This is a genomic window from Cobetia sp. 4B, assembly GCF_018831605.1.
In the GTDB taxonomy this organism is placed as follows: domain Bacteria; phylum Pseudomonadota; class Gammaproteobacteria; order Pseudomonadales; family Halomonadaceae; genus Cobetia; species Cobetia amphilecti.
The window spans coordinates 1209384-1229799 of sequence record NZ_CP059843.1 but is presented as its reverse complement, the minus strand read 5'-3'; the positions used below and the strand labels follow the sequence as shown (position 1 = coordinate 1229799).

Sequence of the window (20416 nt, the reverse complement as noted above, 5' to 3'; positions counted from 1 at the left end):
TGTTCGTTCCGTTTAAGCCGATATGGGCGGCTGGCTATGCTGTGGGTGTCAGGCGGTGTGCTTATCGCGGCCAAAGACTCGTGGACAAAGGTGTTCAGCCAGAAACGCTCCATCGGTTAATCGCTCTGCTCTCAAGGCCGCTGCGGGCGACATTCCATTTGTGCCGCAAACCCAGTGGGAGACAGACCCTTGATCAACCCCCAAAGCCTCAGCAGTCTTTCGTTGGTTCCCGAAGTGGGCGACAAGACGCCTGTAGATATTGCTCATACAACACCCCTCTATGCGATTTCTCATATTCTAGAGCATGCGAAAACTCATTTGCAACAACATGAGCATGCGCATAACAATCCCGCCATGGAACTCAAAGACAGAATCAGGTCTGCCCGAAAGGCAGCCGGACTCACCCAGGTTCAGCTAGCCGAGCGGGTTGGAATCGACCAATCGGTCATTTCTAGTCTCGAGAGAGGCAAGCACCGGGGCTCGACACATACGATCGCCATTGCGCATGCGCTCGGCGTCAGCGCGAGATGGCTGGCTACTGGCGAAGGCGAGATAACTGAATATTGGGCAGCCGTCGGAAGCGACGCCAGTGAGCTGGTACTCCATGAAACGGAAATCGTGGAGGGGACTGAGCCTCTCAGGGATGACGAGGTTGAGATTCCGTATTTCCGCGAGGTTGAGATGGCGGCGGGCGATGGCCGCACCCAGGTCATCGAGAATCACGGGGCGTACATGCGCTTCAGCCTGCCGCGCCTGGCGCGCGCCGGGGTAGATCCCAAGCAGGCCGCCTGTGCTACCGTCTCTGGGGATTCCATGGAGCCAGCCATCTTTGACGGCTCACCCATCGGCATTGACAAGAGCTGCCGCCACATAATCGACGGCAAAGTTTACGCGTTGGATCACGGTGGGATGCTGCGCGTGAAGCGCCTCTACCGCTTGCCGATGGGTCGCATGCGAGTGGTCAGTGATAACCACATCGAGTACCCGGAGGAGGTCTACACCCTGGGTGATCCGGATGCCCCGAAGATCATCGGTCGTGTCTTCTGGTGGGAAACCTTTGCCTGAGAAATCCTCGCTCGCGCGCGTAACCAGAGAGAGTGGTTCTAATAGGTAGGTTCTAGGTACGACAATGGCGTCACCCTCCCCCTGACACTGGTGACACCCTCCCCAGCTCACCTCCACCCGAAGCCCCTCCAACAAATGATCGACCCGCCCACCGTGGCGGGTTTTTTATTGCATGCCACATAGCCCCAAAGCTCAATATGGGAAAAATATGCGTAATCTCATTGACCAATAATATGAGCATTGCCATAATCATCCACATCGACACGGCACATCGCCATCGTCACTGAGTGGATTGGAGCAGCCCATGACCGACACAGCCCGCAAGCATCGTTCAGCCATCACCCTCGCCGTCATCGTCGGCGGTTTGGTCACGCTCGCCAGCCTCACCCAGCATACCGATGGCCCGCGCCAGCTAACCGCCAGCGAAGCCGAATACTGCGAGATGACCGCCATGTGGCAGGAAGACGCCAAGGCCGGTTTCGCCGAATCACAGCGCCGCGGCTGGCCGGACTTCCATCGCAATGCCGCCAGCCTCTGCCCCCTCAGATTACGCATGGTCAGCAGCTTGCCAGTCGCTGATCGGACCTCGCCCCACGGCCAGCAGGTGGTGCCAGTGGGATTGCGAGCATAACCACCCGCAGGTAAGGCGCCGGTGCCAACCCTTCGCTAGCGGCCTTACCCCCGACACCTGGGCAAGTGGTGTGACAGCTGGAGAGACAGCGCTTATCAGAGGGCATCGGCACTGCCGGTATCGCCTGATGAGTCCCGAACCGCCGGGCAATGCGGCTGCTCTTTAACAATCAGGCATGCCCAGCCCGCCCGTAGCGATAGACACGCGAGAGGCCGCTGGGAGTACGCCCGCCTAGGGCTGTTGAAATACTGGGCATGGTATGGGGCTTTGCCAATGGCAGAGCCCACCCGAGAGTGCATCACTGTGCATTCCCGAGTGGGCCACCCACCATCAGTAAGAAGCGAGGGCGAACGCCCTACGCCGGAGTTTCATCGTGCGCTGCCTGTGCTTCCCCGCCATGTCCCTGGCGGGGCTTCTTTGGCATTGGTGTTGCACCGCAAAAGAATCCAAGTACCTTTTCAAAGCGAGAAAGACCCTTATCATTTTCGTACCATTCCATGTAAATGCAGGCATTTCGATGTGCAATGTTTTCAAGAGCGGTCGTTGGCCTAGAGTTAAAATCCGAAACTTCCTTGCACCTTGCTCTGACTTCAGCATCATCAAGCTCATCGAAATCAGATATGAGGTTGGCATAACGCTTCATCTGAGCATCCGCCACCCCTGCCTTCTCACTGAAGCGCCATACAAGCTGAGCTGCGGATAAGGTCGCGACAAAAATACCAAACCAAGCAGCATTTCCGAACGAACCAAAAACAGCAGTGCCAAGTAAAACAAGACAGAACGTAATCAGATCACCGAAACGCCGATTAAAGCGTTCTGTCATCTTCTCCACATGGAAAGAATACAAAACATTGAACCTTAGTATCTCTCTTTGATCGGTCATGATTGCCTCATTGTAGCTATAGCTTGGGCTTAGGTGATGGCGGTGGTGGAGTCACTTTGTGATTAGGAACATGAGTTCTCCTGCCGTCACTTGGGATTGGAGGAGGAGTTTTCCCTGAATCTTTACCTGATGTACTCATTGCAATAACTCCTGGCTGTTGTGGTGTATTGCCAGATTATCACAGCTTTATAGAGTCTCCTGCTGTTGTGGTGATAGCAGGCGCGTCACCTGCGTAGTGGTGAGCAAGCCGGGGCTGACCGGCACCTCATTCGCAAACCCTGACCTTGCCCACCCCAACCGGTGGGCCTTTTTGTGCTCACACGCCAGTCTCTTCTGGGGGCCGACCTGTGCGCTCAATCACTCAAGGAGGCCAGCATGGCCCGCGGCATCAACAAGGCGATCCTGATCGGCCATCTCGGCCAAGACCCAGAGGTGCGCTTCACCCCCAGCGGCTCAGCCGTGGCCAACCTCAGCATCGCCACCACCGACAAGTGGCGAGACAGGCAGACCGGCAACGTCCAAGAACGCACCGAATGGCATCGGGTGGTGATGTTCAACAAGACCGCCGAGATCGCTCAGCAGTACCTCAAGAAAGGCGCTCAGGTGTATATCGAAGGACGCTTGCAGACTCGCAAGTGGACGGACCAGCAAGGCATCGAACGCTACAGCACCGAGATCGTCGCCAATGACATGCAGATGCTCGGCGGTTCCGGTGGCGGTCAGCCATCCCAGGCACAGCGTCCGCCAGCTCAGCAGAACTATCAGCAGCCACCCCAGCAGCAAGGCGGCTATCAGCAACCGGCGCCCGCCAGCACGCACCACGGTGTAGGTCAGCCACCTGCAGGCCAACAACAGCCGAACAACTTCGGGGCTCCGCCAGCCGGCAGCTTCGATGACTTTGATGACGAGATCCCGTTCTAGGGAATGACCATGATTCACCCGCTACTCATCGCCGCCACTTGCCTGGCGGCTTTCTTTTGCCTGCTCGCCGGTGGCTGGCTCGACACACTGCTCACCAAGGATGACTGACATGACCCGCGATCAACTGATGGAAAGCCTGCTGCACCTCCCTCACCCGTGGCCGCGGCCCGAGACGGACTGCAACCTGCCGACCGACAACGGCCACGGCGATCTCGAGGGCTGGATCAAGGGCCCGACCAACAACGAATGGCACTACGCATGGATCGGCGCCCATGAGCGCCGCATCGTCATCACCCGGGAACAATGGGAAGAGGCGTTGCTGGCACACGTTCACCATCTCGAGCGACCAGTCAGCGATGCGGTCGCAACCATCTCAGCAGATGAAGTCGATCCAAGCGACTGGAATGGTCCCCCTTTCCTGCCGCCAGTGGGGTGCGTGTGCGAAGCCAACTACTGCGAGGAATGGCGCAAGTGTGAGGTGATAGCGCTTTTCAAGCAGCCTGCCGGCATGGTGGCGGCGTTCATCGTTGATTGCGGTAACGGGGTGATGTCCCTAGATGCGTACGGGGCCGATTGCTTCCGCCCCATCCGCTCCGATCGAGAAAAGGCGGTCGAGGAGATGAAGCAGATAACCAAGGCCGCAGCTGACGCTCATAAGCGCGAGCTGCACGGGGCACTATCGGAAGAGTACCTATTGGGTGCGCTCTACGACGCAGGCCATCGCAAGGTGACGCCATGAACGTCATCGACCTCTTCGCCGGTGGCGGTGGATTCAGCACCGGCGCCAGTATGGCCGGCTGCAATGTGGCATGGGCCGCCAACCACTGGCCGGATGCTGTCGAGTGGCACAGCCGCAACCATCCGAACGCAGCGCACATCTGCCAGGACTTGCATCAGGCGGATTGGAGCCAAGTGCCCGCGCATGACCTGATGCTGGCGTCGCCCTGCTGCCAGGGCCACAGCAAGGCGCGAGGCAAGGCCAGCGGCAACCCTCAGCACGATGCCAGCCGCTCGACTGCCTGGGCAGTGGTATCAGCTGCCGAGTATCACCGGCCGCCAGCCATCCTCGTGGAGAACGTACCCGAGTTCCTCGATTGGCAGCTCTACCGCCCCTGGGTGCTGGCCATGCAGGCGCTGGGCTATGCCGTCAGCCCGCATGTGGTAGATGCCGCTGACCTCGGCGCCCCACAGAACCGCATCCGCATGTTCCTGGTACTCACCCAGTCCGCCCAGCCGCTCAAGCTGAACCTGCCGACACTCGATCACCTGCCGGCCGCCAGCTTCATCGACTTCGAGGCAGGCCGCTGGCAACCCATCGAGAAGCCCGGGCGCGCCGCCGCCACCCTGGAGCGAGTTCGTGCTGGCCGTACCACTCACGGTGACCGCTTCCTGATCAGCTACTACGGCAACACCAAGACAGGACGCTCGCTGGATCGCCCCATCGGCACCATCACTACGCGCGATCGCTGGGCCATCGTCGATGGCGACCGCATGCGCATGCTCAGCCGATGGGAATGTCGATCGGCCATGAGCTTTCCTGATACCTACCAGCTGCCGGATAACCACCGTCTCGCCGTGCACCTGCTTGGCAACGCGGTATGTCCCACGCCGGTCAGTCACATCATCAAGGCGCTGCAGCAAGCAGCATGAGCGTGAGGAGTCTATGCGTCAGGTATCGCAATCAACGTGGGAGCCGCCAGCGCATAGCCCATGCCCCCAGTGCGGTGGCAGCGGCACATTCCATGGCGTCTTCCATCGCTCACCTTGTGCCCACTGTCACGGCACCGGGTACGCCGCAAAGGATGGTGAAGCACTACCACTGGAAGACCTGATCGTGATGATCAGCAAACGACGAGATCACTGGCGCCGTAAGTACACATTGATGATGCAGGTGCCCGGTGTGCAAGACGCGATGGCCAATCATGCCACCGCGCAAGAAGAGCAGGCCTTGGGCTATAGCTCGGGCCGTTATCAAGGTGACTAGACAGGAGATGACCATGACAGACACAGCCACTCACCGGCCGCTGCGCTTCCTCCGCACCCGTGAAGTCTGCGAGAAGATAGGTCGCAGCCGCTCATCACTCGAGAAGCTGCTGGTAAAAGACCCCGACTTCCCGCGCCCCATTAAAGATGGCATTGGCCGGGCATCGACCAACTATTGGTACGAACATGAGATAGAAGCATGGATGAGCCAATGGGCTATGCAGTTACGTCCCGCTGACGACGCTTGAACTTGTCCCGCTTAGCCTTGGTCATGCCGACTTCCAATGCTTCAAGGTAGTCGGCATACCACTGCATCATCTTCCGCCTCTGCTCAAGGTACGACGCCTGGTTGTACACGCCCTCCAATCCGATCGGCTTGTGCGCAAGCTGCATCTCCGTCCACTGTAACGGCCACCCATGCTCACTCAGCAGCGTCTTGGCCGTGTGGCGGGCTCCATGCCCCGTCATCCTCTCCTTATACCCTGCATTCGAGAAGCAGCGATTGATCGCAGCATCCGACAGGACAGGTAGCTTTGCTCCCTCCCCAGTGAATACATACCTCGATCGTCCAGAAAGAGGACGCATCTCTTCAAGCGCTTGCAGTGCTTGACGGCACAATGGCACGACATGATCGCGGCGCATCTTCATTTTCTCCGCGGGGATATGCCACGACTTGCCTTTGATCTCGCCCCACTCCATCCATCGCACCATGCCTGGCCGCGATGCCGTCCACACAACCATCCAAGCAGCCAAGCGAGTAGACCGGCGGCTGGTCGTCATACGCAGTGCACGCAAAAAGTCTGGTAGATCTTCTTCCAGAAGATGAGGGCGAGGTTTGGAAGCTGGTGCCGGCGCTGCTACATCCAGCAGATTGGAAGCTGGATTATTCTCGCAGTAGCCGTGAGCAATGGCGAAGTCGAAGATCCGGCGCAGAAAAGCCCGGGACTTCTCGGCGATATTGAAAGCCTTGCGGGCCTCAATACCTTTCTGAACGCGCACGCAGTCAGCTCGGGACACATCAGCAACTGCCATATCTCCCAATGCAGGCAACGCATCATTATCGAGCCAATGTCTCATCTTGGTCAGCGTCTTGGCTGACCTCCCCTGCATCTGCTTGTGCTCGTACCACTGCTCCGCGACAACCCCAAAGGTCCGGACACAACCGCCCCCTCTAAGGTGCTCCCGGGGATCAATGCCGTCGGCTACCAATTCGGCAATCTGGATAGCTTGAGCTCGCGCTTTCTTGGCCTTGGTGTCCGGGTAACCCCCTACTCCCATGAACGACCACTTTTGCGTGATCGGGTGTTTGTAGCGAACCTCCCAGCGCTTGCGGCCAGATGGCGACACGACGAAGTAGAGACGGTCCAGGCCATAGGCCTCGCGATACTCACGCGTTTCTGGCTCGAGGGTAGACAACACGGTGTCTGCAAGCGGTCGCCGCTTGATAGCATCACGCTTCATGTATGGTGCCCATGTATGGTGGAACCTCACCATACACCACACCATACACGGGCCTCTAGAGTGGATACATGTATAAATGTACAGTATTACGGACGAAAAAAAGGTAAAACAAGGAGTTACGAGAATATAAGAGGAGGGTAAAGCAGGAAAAAAGGGGGACTTGGCGCCCCCTGCAGGAGTCGAACCTGCGACCTGCCCCTTAGGAGGGGGCCGCTCTATCCAGCTGAGCTAAGGGGGCGTAGCGAGCGGAAGTATAAGCCATTGAAGTGGCGAGATAAACCCGACAATTGCTGCACCGCCTGCTTCACGCCCCTTCGTCGTCATCCACATGCTGGAGGCGCTGGAGCAATAACCTGAAGGCATGCTCCACGCCTGATTTCGGTGCCATGCCCCCTGGCTGACTGAGACAGCCTCATGAACATGCCTCCCCTACCCTTTCGACAATCGGGCCTCCGCGTCGCCAATCACCTCTGCCATCGGGCGCGGGCGCCCCAGCAGGTAGCCCTGGACTCGCGAGCAACCCATGCGCCGCAAGACTTCGAGTTGCTCCGTCTCTTCTACGCCTTCCGCCACGACATCGAGTGACAGGGCGCGCGCCATCATCAGCATGGCACGCACGATCTCATTGCCCGTGGTATGCGTGTCTGGCGCATCCTCGAGAGACAGGTCATTGATGAAGCTGCGATCTATCTTCAGCTCCTTGAGCGGCATACGACGCAAACGCGACAGATTCGAGTAGCCGATGCCGAAATCATCAATCGAGAAGCTCAGGCCCAAGGCTGCCAGCTGGTCAATCTTCTCGAGCATTGCCGCTTCATCATCCGTCGCCAGGCTCTCGGTGATTTCCATACGCAAGAGCTCAGGCGCGAAGTCATGTTGCGCCAACAGCCTGGTGACCTGCGGCACGAACTCGCTGCTACGGAACTGCACCTGACTGACATTGACCGCCATCGGTAGCGCATAGCCTCGGGCGGTCATGGCGGCAAGCTCGCGACAGACCTTCTCCAGCACCCAATGCCCCAGCTCGAGAATCAGTCCGGACTCCTCCGCGATGGGGATGAAGGTCGCTGGCGAGACCATCCCCAGCTGCGGGTCATGCCAACGCAGCAATGCCTCGGCGCCACACAATTGCGGCTCACCACTTTCGGGCAGGGAAAATTGCGGCTGGAGGTGGACACTTAGCTGCTGGCGAGACACGGCCTCACGCAGCGCGTGTTCCATCCGGGCGGCATCGATGATGCGCTGGCGCATCTCGGGCGCGAAGAAACACAGCCGTGCACGCCCGGCCCCCTTGCTCTCATAGAGCGCGATATCCGCTTGATGCAGGAGGTGACTCCAGGCATCGCCCTCTTCTCTATCGATCTCGGTGTGCTCCACCTTGCCGGCCGGCAACACTTGCTGAGAGCAGGCGCCATAGCCTTCCTCATGACGCGGATAGAGCGTGATTCCCAACGAGCCGGTCAACTGATGCGTTCGCCCTTCAAGCTCCAGCGGCTCCTGCAGTCGCTCCAGCATCTGCTCCGCCACCTGGCGCGCTCGGCTAGCCGCTTCGCGCGGCCCACCGGCTCTCGGTGACAGCAGCACGATGAACTCGTCTCCCCCGTGGCGCGCGAGGAAGTCCTGCGGGCCCAGCATCTCTGCCAGACGCGAGGCGACCTGCTTGAGTGCCAGGTCACCGGCATCGTGTCCGAGGATATCGTTGAGACGCTTGAAGTGATCGAGATCCAGGAACATCAGCGCGCCCATCTCGCCGGGCTGGGCCTGCTCCGCCAGCTCACAGAGATGACGACGCACGAGGCGCCGATTGGGCAAGCCGGTCAACGAGTCGTGCAAGGCCTGATGCGTCAGTTGCTGGTCACGTCGATAGCGTTCAATCGCCAGTCTGGCCACCTTGACCGCCACTTCGAGCAAGCCATGGTGAGTCGCATCGAAGACCTCGCCTGTCTCGGCATAGAAGGCAAAGCTGCCCAGAGGGTGGTCGTCGCCATCGAGAATCGGCATCGAGAGGCAGGCATCCAGCCCCAACGCATGCGGATGCTCACGGAAGCCCTCCCAGGCAGGTTCCTGCGCGATGGAAGGCGTCATGACCGGCTTGCGCCGCCACATCGCCGTCCCACAGGTGCCCACGCCTTCCCCGATCTTCAAGCCGCGGGTGAACAGCATGAAGCTTGCCGGCAGACTGGGCCCCTGACCTGCCACGATGGTGCGGCCCACATCATCCAGCAGCAACAACGAGGAGCGCACCTGAACCGCGGCGCCTTCGATGGTCAGGCACAGGTCTCGCAATGTCTTGTCCAGAGACTGGCCTGCCGCCACAGCTTCCAGCAGCTCAAGCTGGGAGTGGCTCAACATCAAGGCTCGGTGCATCTGGGTAATATCCGTCTGCAACCCCAGATACCCTTCCACCCGCCCCCTGGAATCCTTGAGCGGAATGCAGCGCAGCCGCAATCGCAGTGGTTGGCCATTGCTGTCGTAATGCACCAGCTCCTCATCGCTGGGTTCGCCGCGGCGGCGCTGTTCACGCAATCGGGTGATGACCAGCAGATCGGATGCCGGCCCCATCAAAAATTCACTGGGCACCTTGCCGACCACCTGCTGCTCTCGATAGCCGAGAAGCTGCTCAAAGGCGGGGTTGACCCAGCGAATGCGCCCTTCGAGGTCGTAGCAACAGACGCCGTTGCTGGTGTGATCCAGCAGCTGATTCAGCAAGCCTTCGGCTTCCTGGCCATTGGCGGGCCGGGAAGTGCTCGGCATGGTGCCAAACGATGTGGTGTCACTCACTGGCGTATCCTCAGCAGACTCCTCTGCGATCCTGGCTGGATGACATGCCGAGCCTCAGGACTCGGCGAATTACCAGCACCAGCGTGCCGGATCCTCGGCACCAGTATGCGGCCTATGTCTCAGTGATATTAACCCACTGCGATGCGTTGAATATGAGTCCAGCGTCATTCGATCGGCACTGGCGTCGATCATCATTCGACTCTCGAGCGCCGCTCAGGCCTTTGAATCGAGCGCGCTCACTCCCACAACACTGACAGCGCTCACATTTCAGATGCCCTGACAGCATGATCCACACGGCAGCGTCGGGCGTAGTACACACATCACGCCATTCGCCACGGAGAGCCACTCCTTGAACGCTCTGCTGCCCTTTGTGTCAGTCACACTCTGCATGTTGCTATCGGGATGCGGGCCGCACTACCTTGCGGCCCATGACATCCACCAGGCCCCTTACCTTGATGAATCCTCCGCCTCATCCCATCTCGTGACCCGCGACGCCACGTCGCTGGCATGGGCGTCCTGGCAACCTGCGCAGGTAACCCCTCAACGCGCCATGCTGCTTGGCCTGCACAGCTACGGCGACTTCCGGCTGGCATATGCCGATCTGGGCCCGTGGCTGGCCGGACGAGGCATCGTAACCTACGCCTATGACCAACGCGGTTTCGGGGAGTCCAGCCAGCAAGGGCGATGGCCGGAGTCCTCGTTGCTGGTCGAGGACCTGGTGGACGCCATCACGGTACTGCGCCAGCGCCACCCGAACCTCCCCTTGATCGTGGCGGGCGAAAGCATGGGCGGCTCGGTGATACTCAATGCCCTCGCCCAACATCCGGCGCTGTCGATCGATGGCAGCCTGCTCGCCGCCCCGGGCGTCCGCGGCGGCATCCGCTGGCGCTATCTGTACAACGCAGGACTCTGGACGGCGGCGCACCTTATCCCAGCGACCAGCGTGGAGGTGCCACGCAGGTACCCCGAAGGAGAACTCAAGCCCGCGGCCGCCAGGCGATTGGCCGAGGATTCCCGCGTCGTGCATTCCGTGCGCCTTGATGCCTATTACGGCCTGATTCGCTTCACGGATCACGCCAGCGATGACATCGCAGCACTTTCTGCTAACACACGACTGCCGCCCACCCTGCTGTTGCACGGTGATCGCGATGAGACCGTGCCCCGTGTGGCCATCGAGCGGCTGGTCAGCGACTGGCCGAGCGCCTCACGCGATACGCTCGAGATTCATTACCTGCCCGAGGCGCCCCATCTGCTGCTGCAATGGCACGACAGTGACCAGATACGTGGGCGGATAGCACACTGGTTGGACCAGATCCTGCCAGCGCCCGCTTCGTGAGCGTAAGAACAAGGGTAAGTGCGAGAACGAGGCGATGGACGTGACACGCCGCGTCGTGCCGATAGCGCGTGCCTCACAAACAGCAACGCCCCGAACAGGGTTCGAGGCGTTGCTGTCTATCTATCTAACTACCGCCCCTGCGAGGGGCATGCTGACCGCTAACCAGCAATCACTGACGCGCGGTCTTCAGGGCATCAGCCAGTTCACGGGTCAGGGCGTGCACGGCTTGAGTACCCTGCTCCGGCGTCTCGGCATTGGCCTGCAGGTCGATCAAGGCAGAACCGACCACCACACCGTCGGAGAAACGCCCGATCCGTGCCGCCTGTTCAGCGGTACGGATACCGAAGCCGACCGCGACCGGAATATCGGTATGTTCACGAATGCGACCGACCTCGGCCTCGACCTTCTCGGCAGTCGGTGCCGCGCCGCCGGTCACGCCATTGCTGGAGACGTAGTAGAGGAAGCCCGAGGTGTTGGCCAGCACACCCGGCAGGCGCTCGCTGTCAGTGGTCGGCGTAGCGAGGCGAATGAAGCTGATGCCCGCTTCGCTGGCCGGGACGCACAGCTCGTCATCATGCTCCGGCGGCAGATCGACAACGATCAGGCCGTCGACGCCGGCCTCGCTCGCCTGCTCGAGAAAACGGCTCACGCCACGACGATAGATCGGGTTGTAGTAGCCCATCAGCACGATGGGGGTGTCCTGATCGCGCTTGCGGAACTCGCTGACCATCGCCAGGGTGCGGTCCATGGTCTGGCCGGCCTTCAGGGCACGCTGGGTGGCATGCTGAATGGCCAGGCCATCGGCCATCGGGTCCGTGAACGGCATGCCCAGCTCGATGACATCGGCGCCGGCGTCCGCCATGCCGAGGAAGGTCGCGAGGCTGGCATCGTAGCCGGGGTCGCCCGCAGTGATGTAGGTCACCAGCGCGGCACGATTCTCGGCGCGCACGGCAGCGAAGCGACGGTCAAGACGGCTGCTGGCAGTAGTGTCGATAGCGGAAGTGCTCATCAATAGACTCCGAATTTGCTGGCCTGCAGGCATCGATGACACCTGCAGGTGAAGAAGGCATGGGGCGCTCAGATTCGATCAGCGACTGACGACTCTGACGCCGGGCAACACGTGACAGACCCGGGGTTACTCGCCGTCAGGGTTCAGGCCCAGTTCATCGGCCAGGTGATGAGTCACGGTGGCCATGTCCTTGTCACCACGGCCGCTCAGGTTGACCACCATCAGGTGGTCCTTCGGCAGGCCCGGCGCACGCTTGATGACTTCCGCCAGTGCGTGGGAGGACTCCAGCGCCGGAATGATGCCTTCCAGACGGCACAGCATCTTGAAGGCGTCCAGCGCTTCCTGGTCGGTCGCGGCGACATATTCGGCACGCTTGATGTCATGCAACCATGCGTGTTCCGGACCGATACCCGGATAGTCGAGACCGGCGGAGATGGAGTGCGCATCGCCGATCTGACCTTCTTCATCCTGCAGCAGGAAGGTGCGGTTGCCATGCAGAACGCCCGGCAGGCCGCCCTTGAGGCTGGCGGCATGACGCGGAGTCTCAAGGCCCTCACCAGCGGCTTCGACACCGATGATCTCGACGTTTTCCTCATCGAGGAACGGGTGGAACAGGCCCATGGCATTGGAACCGCCGCCGATGCAGGCGACCAGCGAATCCGGCAGACGCCCTTCCTTCTCCTGCAGCTGCACGCGGGTTTCCTGACCGATGATGGACTGGAAGTCACGCACCAGCTGCGGGTACGGGTGCGGCCCGGCCACGGTACCGATGATGTAGAAGGTGTCATCGACGTTGGTGACCCAGTCACGCAGCGCCTCGTTCATGGCATCCTTCAGCGTGCCATCACCGGCGGTGACAGGCACGACCTTGGCGCCCAGCAGCTGCATGCGCTGCACATTGGGCTGCTGGCGATGGATATCGGTGGAGCCCATGTAGATCACGCAGTCCAGCCCGAAACGCGCCGCCACGGTGGCAGTCGCCACACCGTGCATGCCGGCACCGGTCTCGGCGATGATGCGCTGCTTGCCCATGCGGCGAGCGAGCAGTACCTGGCCCAGCGCGTTGTTGATCTTGTGAGCCCCGGTATGCATCAGGTCTTCACGCTTGAGATAGATCTTGGCGCCGCCCAGCTGCTCGGTCAGACGCTCGGCGAAATACAGCGGGCTCTGGCGGCCGACATAGTCCGCGGACAGGCCAGCCAGCTCCTCGGCGAATGCCGGGTCCTGCTTGGCGGCTTCATACTCGCGTTGCAGGTGCAGAATCAACGGCATCAGCGTCTCGGCAACGAAGCGGCCGCCGAAATCACCGAAGAAACCCTTGGCATCAGGCCCTTGGCGCAGGCTGGGGGTAGCAGTCGTCTGGCTCATGCTGAACTCCTCGAATCGTGTCAGTGGCTGGTCTCACATACTGCGCAAGGCATCTGCGGGGCCAGCGATATGGTGATCATCCTAGCGCTGCAGGCACTGGAAGAAAAACGATAAATTCGCCAAGATGTGTGAGAAAATCTCACACATGGTCGAGACGGTCACTGCCGCGCAGCCACCCTTCCCATGCAAAGGACACGTCCAGCACTCGCCCAGCCCTTGCTCAGGAGACACACTATGGAGCGCACCGAGCTACTGCCTCCCCTCAATGCCCTGCGCACCTTCGATGTGGCGGCTCGCCATGAGAGCGCCTCGCGCGCCGCAGAGGAGTTGCATGTGACCCACGGGGCCGTCAGCCGTCAGATCCGCCAGCTGGAAGACGCACTCGGCACACGCCTGTTCGATCGCGCCGGACGTGGCCTGACACTGACACAGGCCGGCCGTGAGCTGGCGACCGCGACCCGTCATCACCTTGGCGGTCTGGCACGCGTGTGCGGAGCACTGGCACGCAGTGATGCGCGGGCGCCCTTCGTGCTGAGCTGCCCGGGGTCGTTTCTGGCACGCTGGTTCATCCCCCGACTGGGGGCACTCAAGGACGCCCTGCCGGAACTCGAGCTGCACCTGACCGCCAGTGATGACAACGAAGGGCTGCGCAATGGCGTGGACGGGGTCCTGCGCTTCCAGACGCCGCCCTTTGATGACGCCGAGCATCAGGAGACGCGCGTGCTGGGCACCGAGCGCATCGGGCCCGTCCTGCGGCCCGACAGCGAGTGGCTGAGCGAGGCATCCAGCCCCCCTTCCCCCGAGGTTCTGCTTGGCCTGCCCCTGCTGCATACCCGATCGCGCCCGCAAGCCTGGCCGGATTGGTGCTCACGCCAGGGGCTATCCAGTGAGGGGCTTGATTACGCGCAAGGCTTCGAGCACCTCAACTACCTGCTCGAGGCGACACTGGTCGGGCTGGGCGTCGGCATCGCGCCGGACTATCTGGTGGAGGAAGACCTGCGCAGCAAGCGCCTCGTGGCCCCCTGGGGCTTCGTCGAGACCGAGGCATGTCTGACGCTGACCTTGCCGCAGGTCGGCCGCGCTCGTGCTCGCCACCCGCATGCCGAGGCGCTGGGCGAATGGCTCGCCCGGGAGCTGGCGACGGCACCGCCCCACTAGCCACACTTTGTGACAGGCATAAAAAAAGCCAGTCACAAGGACTGGCTTGCCCGGACATGTATCCAGAGGATAGCGCCGGAAAGATCGTGAATCCGCTCAAGGAACCATCGCAACCTGCAACGCAGGCTGGAAGCGAGGATGGGCGAACAACCCTGCGCATTGAACGACGCAGCCACCCTCGGCAGAAATGATCGAGGAGCCATGGCTGGCTCGACTCGAAGACTTCACGTCAGGTGGCCAATCCTTATCCGAGATGGAGGACTCGAGATGAAGGGTGACGGCCTGACGCGTTTCAACTGTCAGCATCATATCTTTTAGTCCGCGAACAAAAAAGAGCCCAAACAGCAACAGACCTTTGCTGGAGAAGCACCATCAATCGCTCGCATGGCCGACCGGTATCAGTGACAGCCAGGGGCTGCAGCGCCCTTGTCCGAGGCGAGGGCCCCTGAGGCGCGATTCGGCGGATTGTTGCCACCGAGTAACAGACGCTGAATATCCGTGGCCGCCATCGGCTTGTAGAAGTAATAGCCCTGGATCAGGTCACAACGCATCTCGCGCAGCAACTCCAGCTGCTGTTCGTTCTCGACCCCTTCCGCGACTACCTCCAGCCCGAGGCGATGACCGAGGAAGACCGTGGCCTCCATGATGGCGCGGTCCTTGGGCTCCTGGGCGCACTCGATCACGAAGGAGCGATCTATCTTGAGCGCCGTCACGGGCAACAACTTGAGATAGCTCATCGAGGAATAGCCGGTGCCGAAGTCATCGATGGCGATCTTGTAGCCACGGTCGTAGAGCGCCCGCAGGCTGTCGCGCACCTTGATATCGGCATCGATCAACACGTTCTCGGTCAGCTCGATACCGATGTCCCGCGGTGTCAGCCCGTATTCCTCGACGTAGGCCTCAAGGCGGGTGAAGACATCCGAGCTGATGGCCTGGCGTCCGGAGATGTTGATGTCGATCCGGTAGCCCTTCAGCCCCATGGCGCGCCATTCGGCCTGCTGACGACACGCCTGGCGGATGACCCAGTCTCCCAGACGCTCGATCAGGTTGGTGCGCTCGGCGACCTTCACGAAGTCGGAGGGCGGAATATAACCCTCGGGAGAATGCCAGCGCAGCAGCGCCTCGAAGGATTCGATGCGCTCACTGCGCGCCGCCACCTGCGGCTGGTAATGCAGCGACAATTCCCCTCCGCCGTCCTGATTCAGCAGCGCCTGCAGACGTCCGGCCAGATGGTGCTGATGCAGCATCTCGTTGCGGACTTCCTGATTGAAGAACTGATAGCCATCGCGCCCGGCCAGCTTGGCACGATGCTTGGCGACATCGGCATTGCGCACCAGCTCGGCCGCCTCGCTCCCATTCTCGGGATACAGGCTGATGCCGATACTCAGGCGCAGCAGCAACTGGCGCCCTTCGATCTCGAAGGGTCGCTGGAAGTCCTGACGAATGCGCTCGACCACCGACAGGGCATCACTCTCGTAATCCAGTCGTGGCATCGCCAGCACGAATTCATCGCCACCAAAGCGCGAGAGCAGATCCTGATTGCGCTGGAAGCCCTGCAGACGCTTGGCCACGCTGCGGATGACGCGGTCACCCATCTCGTAACCGAGGGTGTCATTGATCTCGGTGAAATGATCGATATCGAGAAACAGCACCATCAGAGTGTCGTCATGACGCTGACATTCACTGAGCGCCTCACCGAGTTCGCTCTCGAAGGTCTGGCGATTGGGCAACTCCGTCAGGGGGTCGAAGCGCGTCATGTAATCCAGATCACGCTGGACCTTGCGCTCACCCGCCAGATCGATGTCGATACAGAACATCAGCGGGTTGTCAGTGCGCTCTCCCAACATCACATGGTGGGAAAAGACAGGCACGGGGGCGCCTGACTTGTGCTTGAGCTCAAGTTCACTGGAGGGGATCTCGATACCCTGAGAGACCCAGGCATGGTGTGCGTCCACCACGACATCTGCCATCGTATCCGGGATCACCAGAGTTTCCAGGCATCGTCCACGAGCTTCCTGCTCGCTATAGCCGTATAGCCGCTCGCTGGCCTCGTTCCAGTAGATGACGCGGCGCTGGCTGTCATAGCCCTGAACGGCGACGCGCGGCAGACTTTCCAACAGCTCTCGAAAGCGCTGATCACTGACGGGAAGTCCCTTGCTGGTCGAGAGGCCAACCATACTCGTCTGCATGACCGCCTCCTGCGTATGCTGATGATGTGACACCTGACGCTTGCGAGATAGCATGATGCCCGCAGTTGCGCCAAGAATCACCATCAGTAACGCGGTTGGCCATCGACCCAGCATGCTCTGGCCCCACATCACCACCACCATCAACGTCAGTACCACGGCAATGATGACGGGACGAGAGCACAATATTCCGGCGGCCCTGCTGGCCTGGCGGAACCCTTTAGCCATGTTGAAGGATACCTCCGCTGCCGTCCTTCGCCTGTTCGCCGGACTTCGGCGGGGCAGATCAACTCGTGACGAAATGTCACTTCGAACGAGTTCTCTCACACGCAGAACGAGTTCTTGTCGTGATGAGAAAAGTCTAAGGGTCTGCTGCGCGTAAACCCAGCGTCTTGCAGCGCCTCTCGATAACTATCCTCAACGCTTCATGCAGTGCCAGACGGCCTGAACCTGCGTTGCGCTGCTCGCCTGCAAAGGGCGAAGAATAGCGCTAATGACTTACATAATACCAGTCGATTAGATTACTCATACCTCGACATTGGCCATGTACCCATATTGATGATACTTGCGCGAGATTAGCGTGTTACCGCCATGGTACGGGTTTGACTATCTCGTGCGCACCTTCCCATTCTCCTCGACGTTGCCAACGCAACACCTTCCATTTGCGCCCAAGCGCACAAAACGTCGAGGAATTTCATATGAACATCGCAAATCGTGGCGTACGTCAACTGGCCGACTCTTCCCGCAAGATCACCCTGGAACAGGGCGGCCTGGTGGAGCACTACCCGACCCCCAAGACGGACACCACCCCCTTTCGCCTGCCGCTTGCCTCGCAGTACTGGCCGGAGGCAGTCCACGAGGAGCTGGCACGCCAGCATTGGAGCAAGGCATCCATCACCTCCCAGATCGACCTCGAGGCCTGGCAGGGCTTCCTGAAGGACCTGCCGCGTGACCCCTACGTCAACACCCGCTGGAAGCGCATGTCCTGGCTGCACCTGAACGACCAGCATGAAGTCGAGACGCTGGGCGAATGTCCGATGGCCCAGGGCGGCAAGTTCAATGACGCCGCCAGCATGGCTGACCGTCTGCGCTATTACGCACCGCTGGAAGAGAGCTTCACCGAGCGCGAGGATGTGCGCGCCTTCGTGAAGGCCTGGGCCGACATGTGGGGTATCGGCCCGCGTGAACCGATCCTGATGCAGATCACCGGCGTGCGCGGTGATGGCACCATCGACCCTCTCCAGGGGCAGGGCATCCACGCCGATGGCTGCAAGTACCTGAGCATCCTGGTGCTCAACCGCGAGAATGTCAGCGGCGCCATCAACACCCTCTATCAGGACAAGGCAGGCAAAGAGCTGCTGACCACCACGGAGCTGGCACCGGGCGAGGTCCTGCATATTCACGATGACCAGCTGTTCCACAGTGTCAGCTCCATCACCCAGGAGAACGCCGGCGAGCACTTCGAGCGCTTCATCATCATCATCAACTGCTCGTTCATCGACGAGTTCCAGAACCGCATGCTGCGTCGTCATTTCCCGGACGCCGTCCTCAACGACTGCGAGTGAGCAACGGATTGCTCGCGAGCCATCGCAGCGAGACGCATCGCAACTTGCGGCGTCGTCTCATCTGAAGCCCCGCCGCGCAGAAGCCACGATGCCGATGCCACCCGATACGTGAAACCCTGTTCTGAGCGCCTGCATCCCTGAGCGCCCAAGCGCCAGAGTACCTATGTGCCTGAATACCTGAGTACCTGAGCGCCCGAGCCTCATGGCGTCAGACACAGGAAAGAAGAAGGAGAACCTGCCATCAGGTGACGCACTGTCACAAGATGCGCGCCGACGAAAACGTGCATGTGCAGCACCCAGCGCCAGCCGGGCCACCGGCTGGCGCTTTTATATGCCACAGAGCGCCCGCTTCGCGCTTGCCTTGAATCATGCATCTGTCCTGTTACACGATTCTTCCTTCTTCTCTCTCTCTTCTCTCTCTTCTCTCCTCTTCCTTCTGCTCTCTTCACTCTTTCCTTGTTCTCGATTTCTCCTCCTTGATCCCCTCCTCTTGTTCTGCTCTCCCGCGCCGCCACGCTTTGCATTACTCTGGTGTCTTGCGCTTGGCGCTCTCGCCTGTAGAGACGCGCTTGATTGCATCGTCGCTTTGGCGGCGCTGTCCTCCCCTCTATGCATCAGGGACCTCTCATGACCTTTGAAAGCGGGCTGACCTTCTTCATTGCCATCTTCCTGTTTGGCATCACCCCCGGGCCTGGCATCCTGGCGCTGCTGGCGCGCGGCATGAGCCAGGGTGGCAATGCCTGCGTGCCGATGGCCGTGGGCATGAGTCTCAGTGATGTCTGCTACATGCTGGCGGCGGTATTCGGCCTGTCGGCACTGGCCACGCATTGGGGCGAAGTCTTCGTGGTCATCCGTATCCTGGGCGCCGCCTACCTGCTCTATCTCGGCTACAAGTTATGGACGAGCTCACCGACACTGGAGGAAGCTGAAGTCCCCAGGCTACGTGGCAACTGGTGGAAAGGGTTTCTACAGGGCTTTCTCATCTCGGCATCCAACCCCAAGGTCATCCTGTTCTATATCGCCTTCCTACCCACCTTCATGGATATCACCCGGCTGTCCGGCAGCGATATCGTGATCGCCGCCGGACTCAACCTGAGCGCATTGCTGCTGGGCGTGGTGCCGGTGGGCTATCTCGCCGGGCGTGTCCGCCGCTATCTGCGTTCGGCGAAGGCGGTCAAACGCCTCAATCGCAGCGCCGGCGGCCTGATGATCGGGGCAGGTGGCTATCTGGCATTGCGCGGCTGACGCCTGAACGACGCTCCATGTGACGCGAGCGCCTTGCACAAACACAAACGCCCCTGCCGATTGGCAGGGGCGTTTGTGTCGAGAGGCATGGGGTGGGATTGCAGAGCGCTTGCGCTCAATCCACGGCGTCAGTGCACGCTGTCGATGCTGACGTCAGCACCAGTGCCCTGCGCTTGCCGCCCTTACTGACGGATACCTTCGATGACCAGATACAGATCGACGGTGGCCGCATTCGGGCCAAGCTTGGAGGTATCGATGCCGTAATCGGCGAGCTTCAGCGTGGTGGTGCCTTCAAAGCCCTGACGGTAGCCGCCCCACGGGTCTTCACCGCCGCCGATATGATCCACATCCAGGGTCACGGGCTGCGTCTGGCCGTGCAGCGTCAGGTCGCCCTTCAGCTTGCCGGAACCATCGCCGGTGGACTCGAAGCCGGTCGAGGTGAAGGTTGCCGTCGGATATTGAGAGACATCCAGGAAGTCGGCCGACTTGATGTGCTTGTCGCGTTCGGCGTGGGCGCTGTCCAGGCTATCGACCTCGACCTCTACCGACACCTTGGCATCTTCCGGCTTGCCCTGGTCATAGGAGAAATCACCACTGAACTCCTTGAACTGCCCCAGCACGTAGGAGTAGCCCAGATGGCTGATCTTGAACTGGATGAAGGCGTGCTGGCCATCGGTATCGATCGTGTAATCGGAGGCCTGTGCCTGACCCGCCATCAACGGCAACGACGCCGCCATGAGACCTGCCACCAGTGACTTGCCGAGGAAGGATGTCTTGTTCATGTTGGTGCTCCTTGAGAGGTTTCGTCACATCTGGCGTTCGAG

General features: G+C 60.6%; 19 protein-coding genes and 1 tRNA gene. 11 read left to right on the top strand and 9 right to left on the bottom strand.

What is annotated here, in order from left to right; translation table 11 throughout:
* Positions 1-48 precede the first annotated feature (48 nt).
* Positions 49-267 (bottom strand): Cro/CI family transcriptional regulator, encoded by a 219-nt coding sequence (locus H2O77_RS05220; protein ID WP_215824077.1) that lies wholly within the window; start codon positions 265-267, stop codon positions 49-51.
* Here H2O77_RS05220 and H2O77_RS05215 point away from each other — a divergent pair.
* Positions 190-1065 carry a helix-turn-helix transcriptional regulator gene (locus H2O77_RS05215; RefSeq protein WP_240548720.1) on the top strand — a complete coding sequence of 292 codons (876 nt, stop codon included), beginning with the start codon at positions 190-192 and terminating at the stop codon, positions 1063-1065. The genes H2O77_RS05220 and H2O77_RS05215 overlap by 78 nt on opposite strands.
* A gap of 304 nt (positions 1066-1369) precedes the next feature.
* A complete protein-coding gene (locus tag H2O77_RS05210) occupies positions 1370-1696 on the top strand; it encodes a hypothetical protein (RefSeq protein WP_215824075.1) in 327 nt (108 codons plus the stop codon).
* A gap of 355 nt (positions 1697-2051) precedes the next feature.
* On the opposite strand, the gene H2O77_RS05205 is transcribed toward H2O77_RS05210, so the two are convergent.
* Positions 2052-2579, bottom strand: a complete 528-nt coding sequence (locus H2O77_RS05205; RefSeq protein WP_215824074.1) for a hypothetical protein — start codon at positions 2577-2579, stop codon at positions 2052-2054.
* A gap of 375 nt (positions 2580-2954) precedes the next feature.
* Here H2O77_RS05205 and ssb point away from each other — a divergent pair, with 375 nt between their 5' ends.
* The 5 genes from ssb to H2O77_RS05180 all read left to right on the top strand — a co-directional run bounded on the left by ssb (position 2955) and on the right by H2O77_RS05180 (position 5731).
* Positions 2955-3500 (top strand): single-stranded DNA-binding protein, encoded by a 546-nt coding sequence (ssb, locus tag H2O77_RS05200; protein WP_215824073.1) that lies wholly within the window; start codon positions 2955-2957, stop codon positions 3498-3500.
* Positions 3501-3609: 109 nt separating this feature from the next.
* Positions 3610-4239 (top strand): hypothetical protein, encoded by a 630-nt coding sequence (locus tag H2O77_RS05195; protein ID WP_215824072.1) that lies wholly within the window; start codon positions 3610-3612, stop codon positions 4237-4239.
* Positions 4236-5150, top strand: coding sequence for a DNA cytosine methyltransferase (locus H2O77_RS05190; protein WP_215824071.1), 915 nt, complete (start codon positions 4236-4238; stop codon positions 5148-5150). Before H2O77_RS05195 ends, H2O77_RS05190 begins: the two co-directional genes overlap by 4 nt.
* Positions 5151-5334: 184 nt before the next feature.
* Entirely contained in the window at positions 5335-5484 is a 150-nt protein-coding gene (locus H2O77_RS05185) for a hypothetical protein (RefSeq protein ID WP_215824070.1), read from the top strand.
* 13 nt (positions 5485-5497) lie between these two features.
* Positions 5498-5731, top strand: coding sequence for an AlpA family phage regulatory protein (locus H2O77_RS05180; protein WP_215824069.1), 234 nt, complete (start codon positions 5498-5500; stop codon positions 5729-5731).
* On the opposite strand, the gene H2O77_RS05175 is transcribed toward H2O77_RS05180, so the two are convergent.
* The 3 genes from H2O77_RS05175 to H2O77_RS05165 all read right to left on the bottom strand — a co-directional run bounded on the left by H2O77_RS05175 (position 5700) and on the right by H2O77_RS05165 (position 9725).
* Positions 5700-6944: a tyrosine-type recombinase/integrase gene (locus H2O77_RS05175; RefSeq protein WP_215824068.1), complete on the bottom strand. Its 1245-nt coding sequence runs from the start codon at positions 6942-6944 to the stop codon at positions 5700-5702. The genes H2O77_RS05180 and H2O77_RS05175 overlap by 32 nt on opposite strands.
* Positions 6945-7105: 161 nt before the next feature.
* Positions 7106-7182 (bottom strand) — tRNA-Arg (locus tag H2O77_RS05170).
* Between the two features lie 191 nt (positions 7183-7373).
* Complete coding sequence (locus H2O77_RS05165; protein WP_215824067.1) at positions 7374-9725, bottom strand: EAL domain-containing protein; 2352 nt, start codon at positions 9723-9725, stop codon at positions 7374-7376.
* Between the two features lie 550 nt (positions 9726-10275).
* Between H2O77_RS05165 and H2O77_RS05160 the strand changes: the two genes are divergently transcribed.
* A complete protein-coding gene (locus H2O77_RS05160; RefSeq protein WP_215824066.1) occupies positions 10276-11061 on the top strand; it encodes an alpha/beta fold hydrolase in 786 nt (261 codons plus the stop codon).
* Between the two features lie 169 nt (positions 11062-11230).
* On the opposite strand, the gene trpA is transcribed toward H2O77_RS05160, so the two are convergent.
* A complete protein-coding gene (gene trpA, locus H2O77_RS05155) occupies positions 11231-12070 on the bottom strand; it encodes a tryptophan synthase subunit alpha (protein ID WP_107335249.1) in 840 nt (279 codons plus the stop codon).
* A gap of 126 nt (positions 12071-12196) precedes the next feature.
* A complete protein-coding gene (trpB, locus tag H2O77_RS05150) occupies positions 12197-13438 on the bottom strand; it encodes a tryptophan synthase subunit beta (RefSeq protein WP_215824065.1) in 1242 nt (413 codons plus the stop codon).
* A gap of 234 nt (positions 13439-13672) precedes the next feature.
* Between trpB and H2O77_RS05145 the strand changes: the two genes are divergently transcribed.
* Entirely contained in the window at positions 13673-14596 is a 924-nt protein-coding gene (locus H2O77_RS05145) for a LysR family transcriptional regulator (RefSeq protein WP_054554924.1), read from the top strand.
* A gap of 398 nt (positions 14597-14994) precedes the next feature.
* Here the strand turns inward: H2O77_RS05145 and H2O77_RS05140 are convergent, their stop codons facing one another.
* A complete protein-coding gene (locus H2O77_RS05140; protein WP_240548719.1) occupies positions 14995-16785 on the bottom strand; it encodes an EAL domain-containing protein in 1791 nt (596 codons plus the stop codon).
* A gap of 695 nt (positions 16786-17480) precedes the next feature.
* On the opposite strand from H2O77_RS05140, the gene H2O77_RS05135 reads away from it, so the two are divergent.
* Both H2O77_RS05135 and H2O77_RS05130 read left to right on the top strand, forming a co-directional pair.
* Positions 17481-18347, top strand: a complete 867-nt coding sequence (locus tag H2O77_RS05135) for a 2OG-Fe dioxygenase family protein (RefSeq protein ID WP_215824064.1) — start codon at positions 17481-17483, stop codon at positions 18345-18347.
* A 627-nt stretch (positions 18348-18974) separates the two neighbouring features.
* A complete protein-coding gene (locus H2O77_RS05130) occupies positions 18975-19592 on the top strand; it encodes a LysE family translocator (RefSeq protein WP_213113872.1) in 618 nt (205 codons plus the stop codon).
* 182 nt (positions 19593-19774) lie between these two features.
* Here H2O77_RS05130 and H2O77_RS05125 read toward each other — a convergent pair whose 3' ends face one another.
* Complete coding sequence (locus H2O77_RS05125) at positions 19775-20374, bottom strand: YceI family protein (protein WP_215824063.1); 600 nt, start codon at positions 20372-20374, stop codon at positions 19775-19777.
* Positions 20375-20416 lie beyond the last annotated feature (42 nt).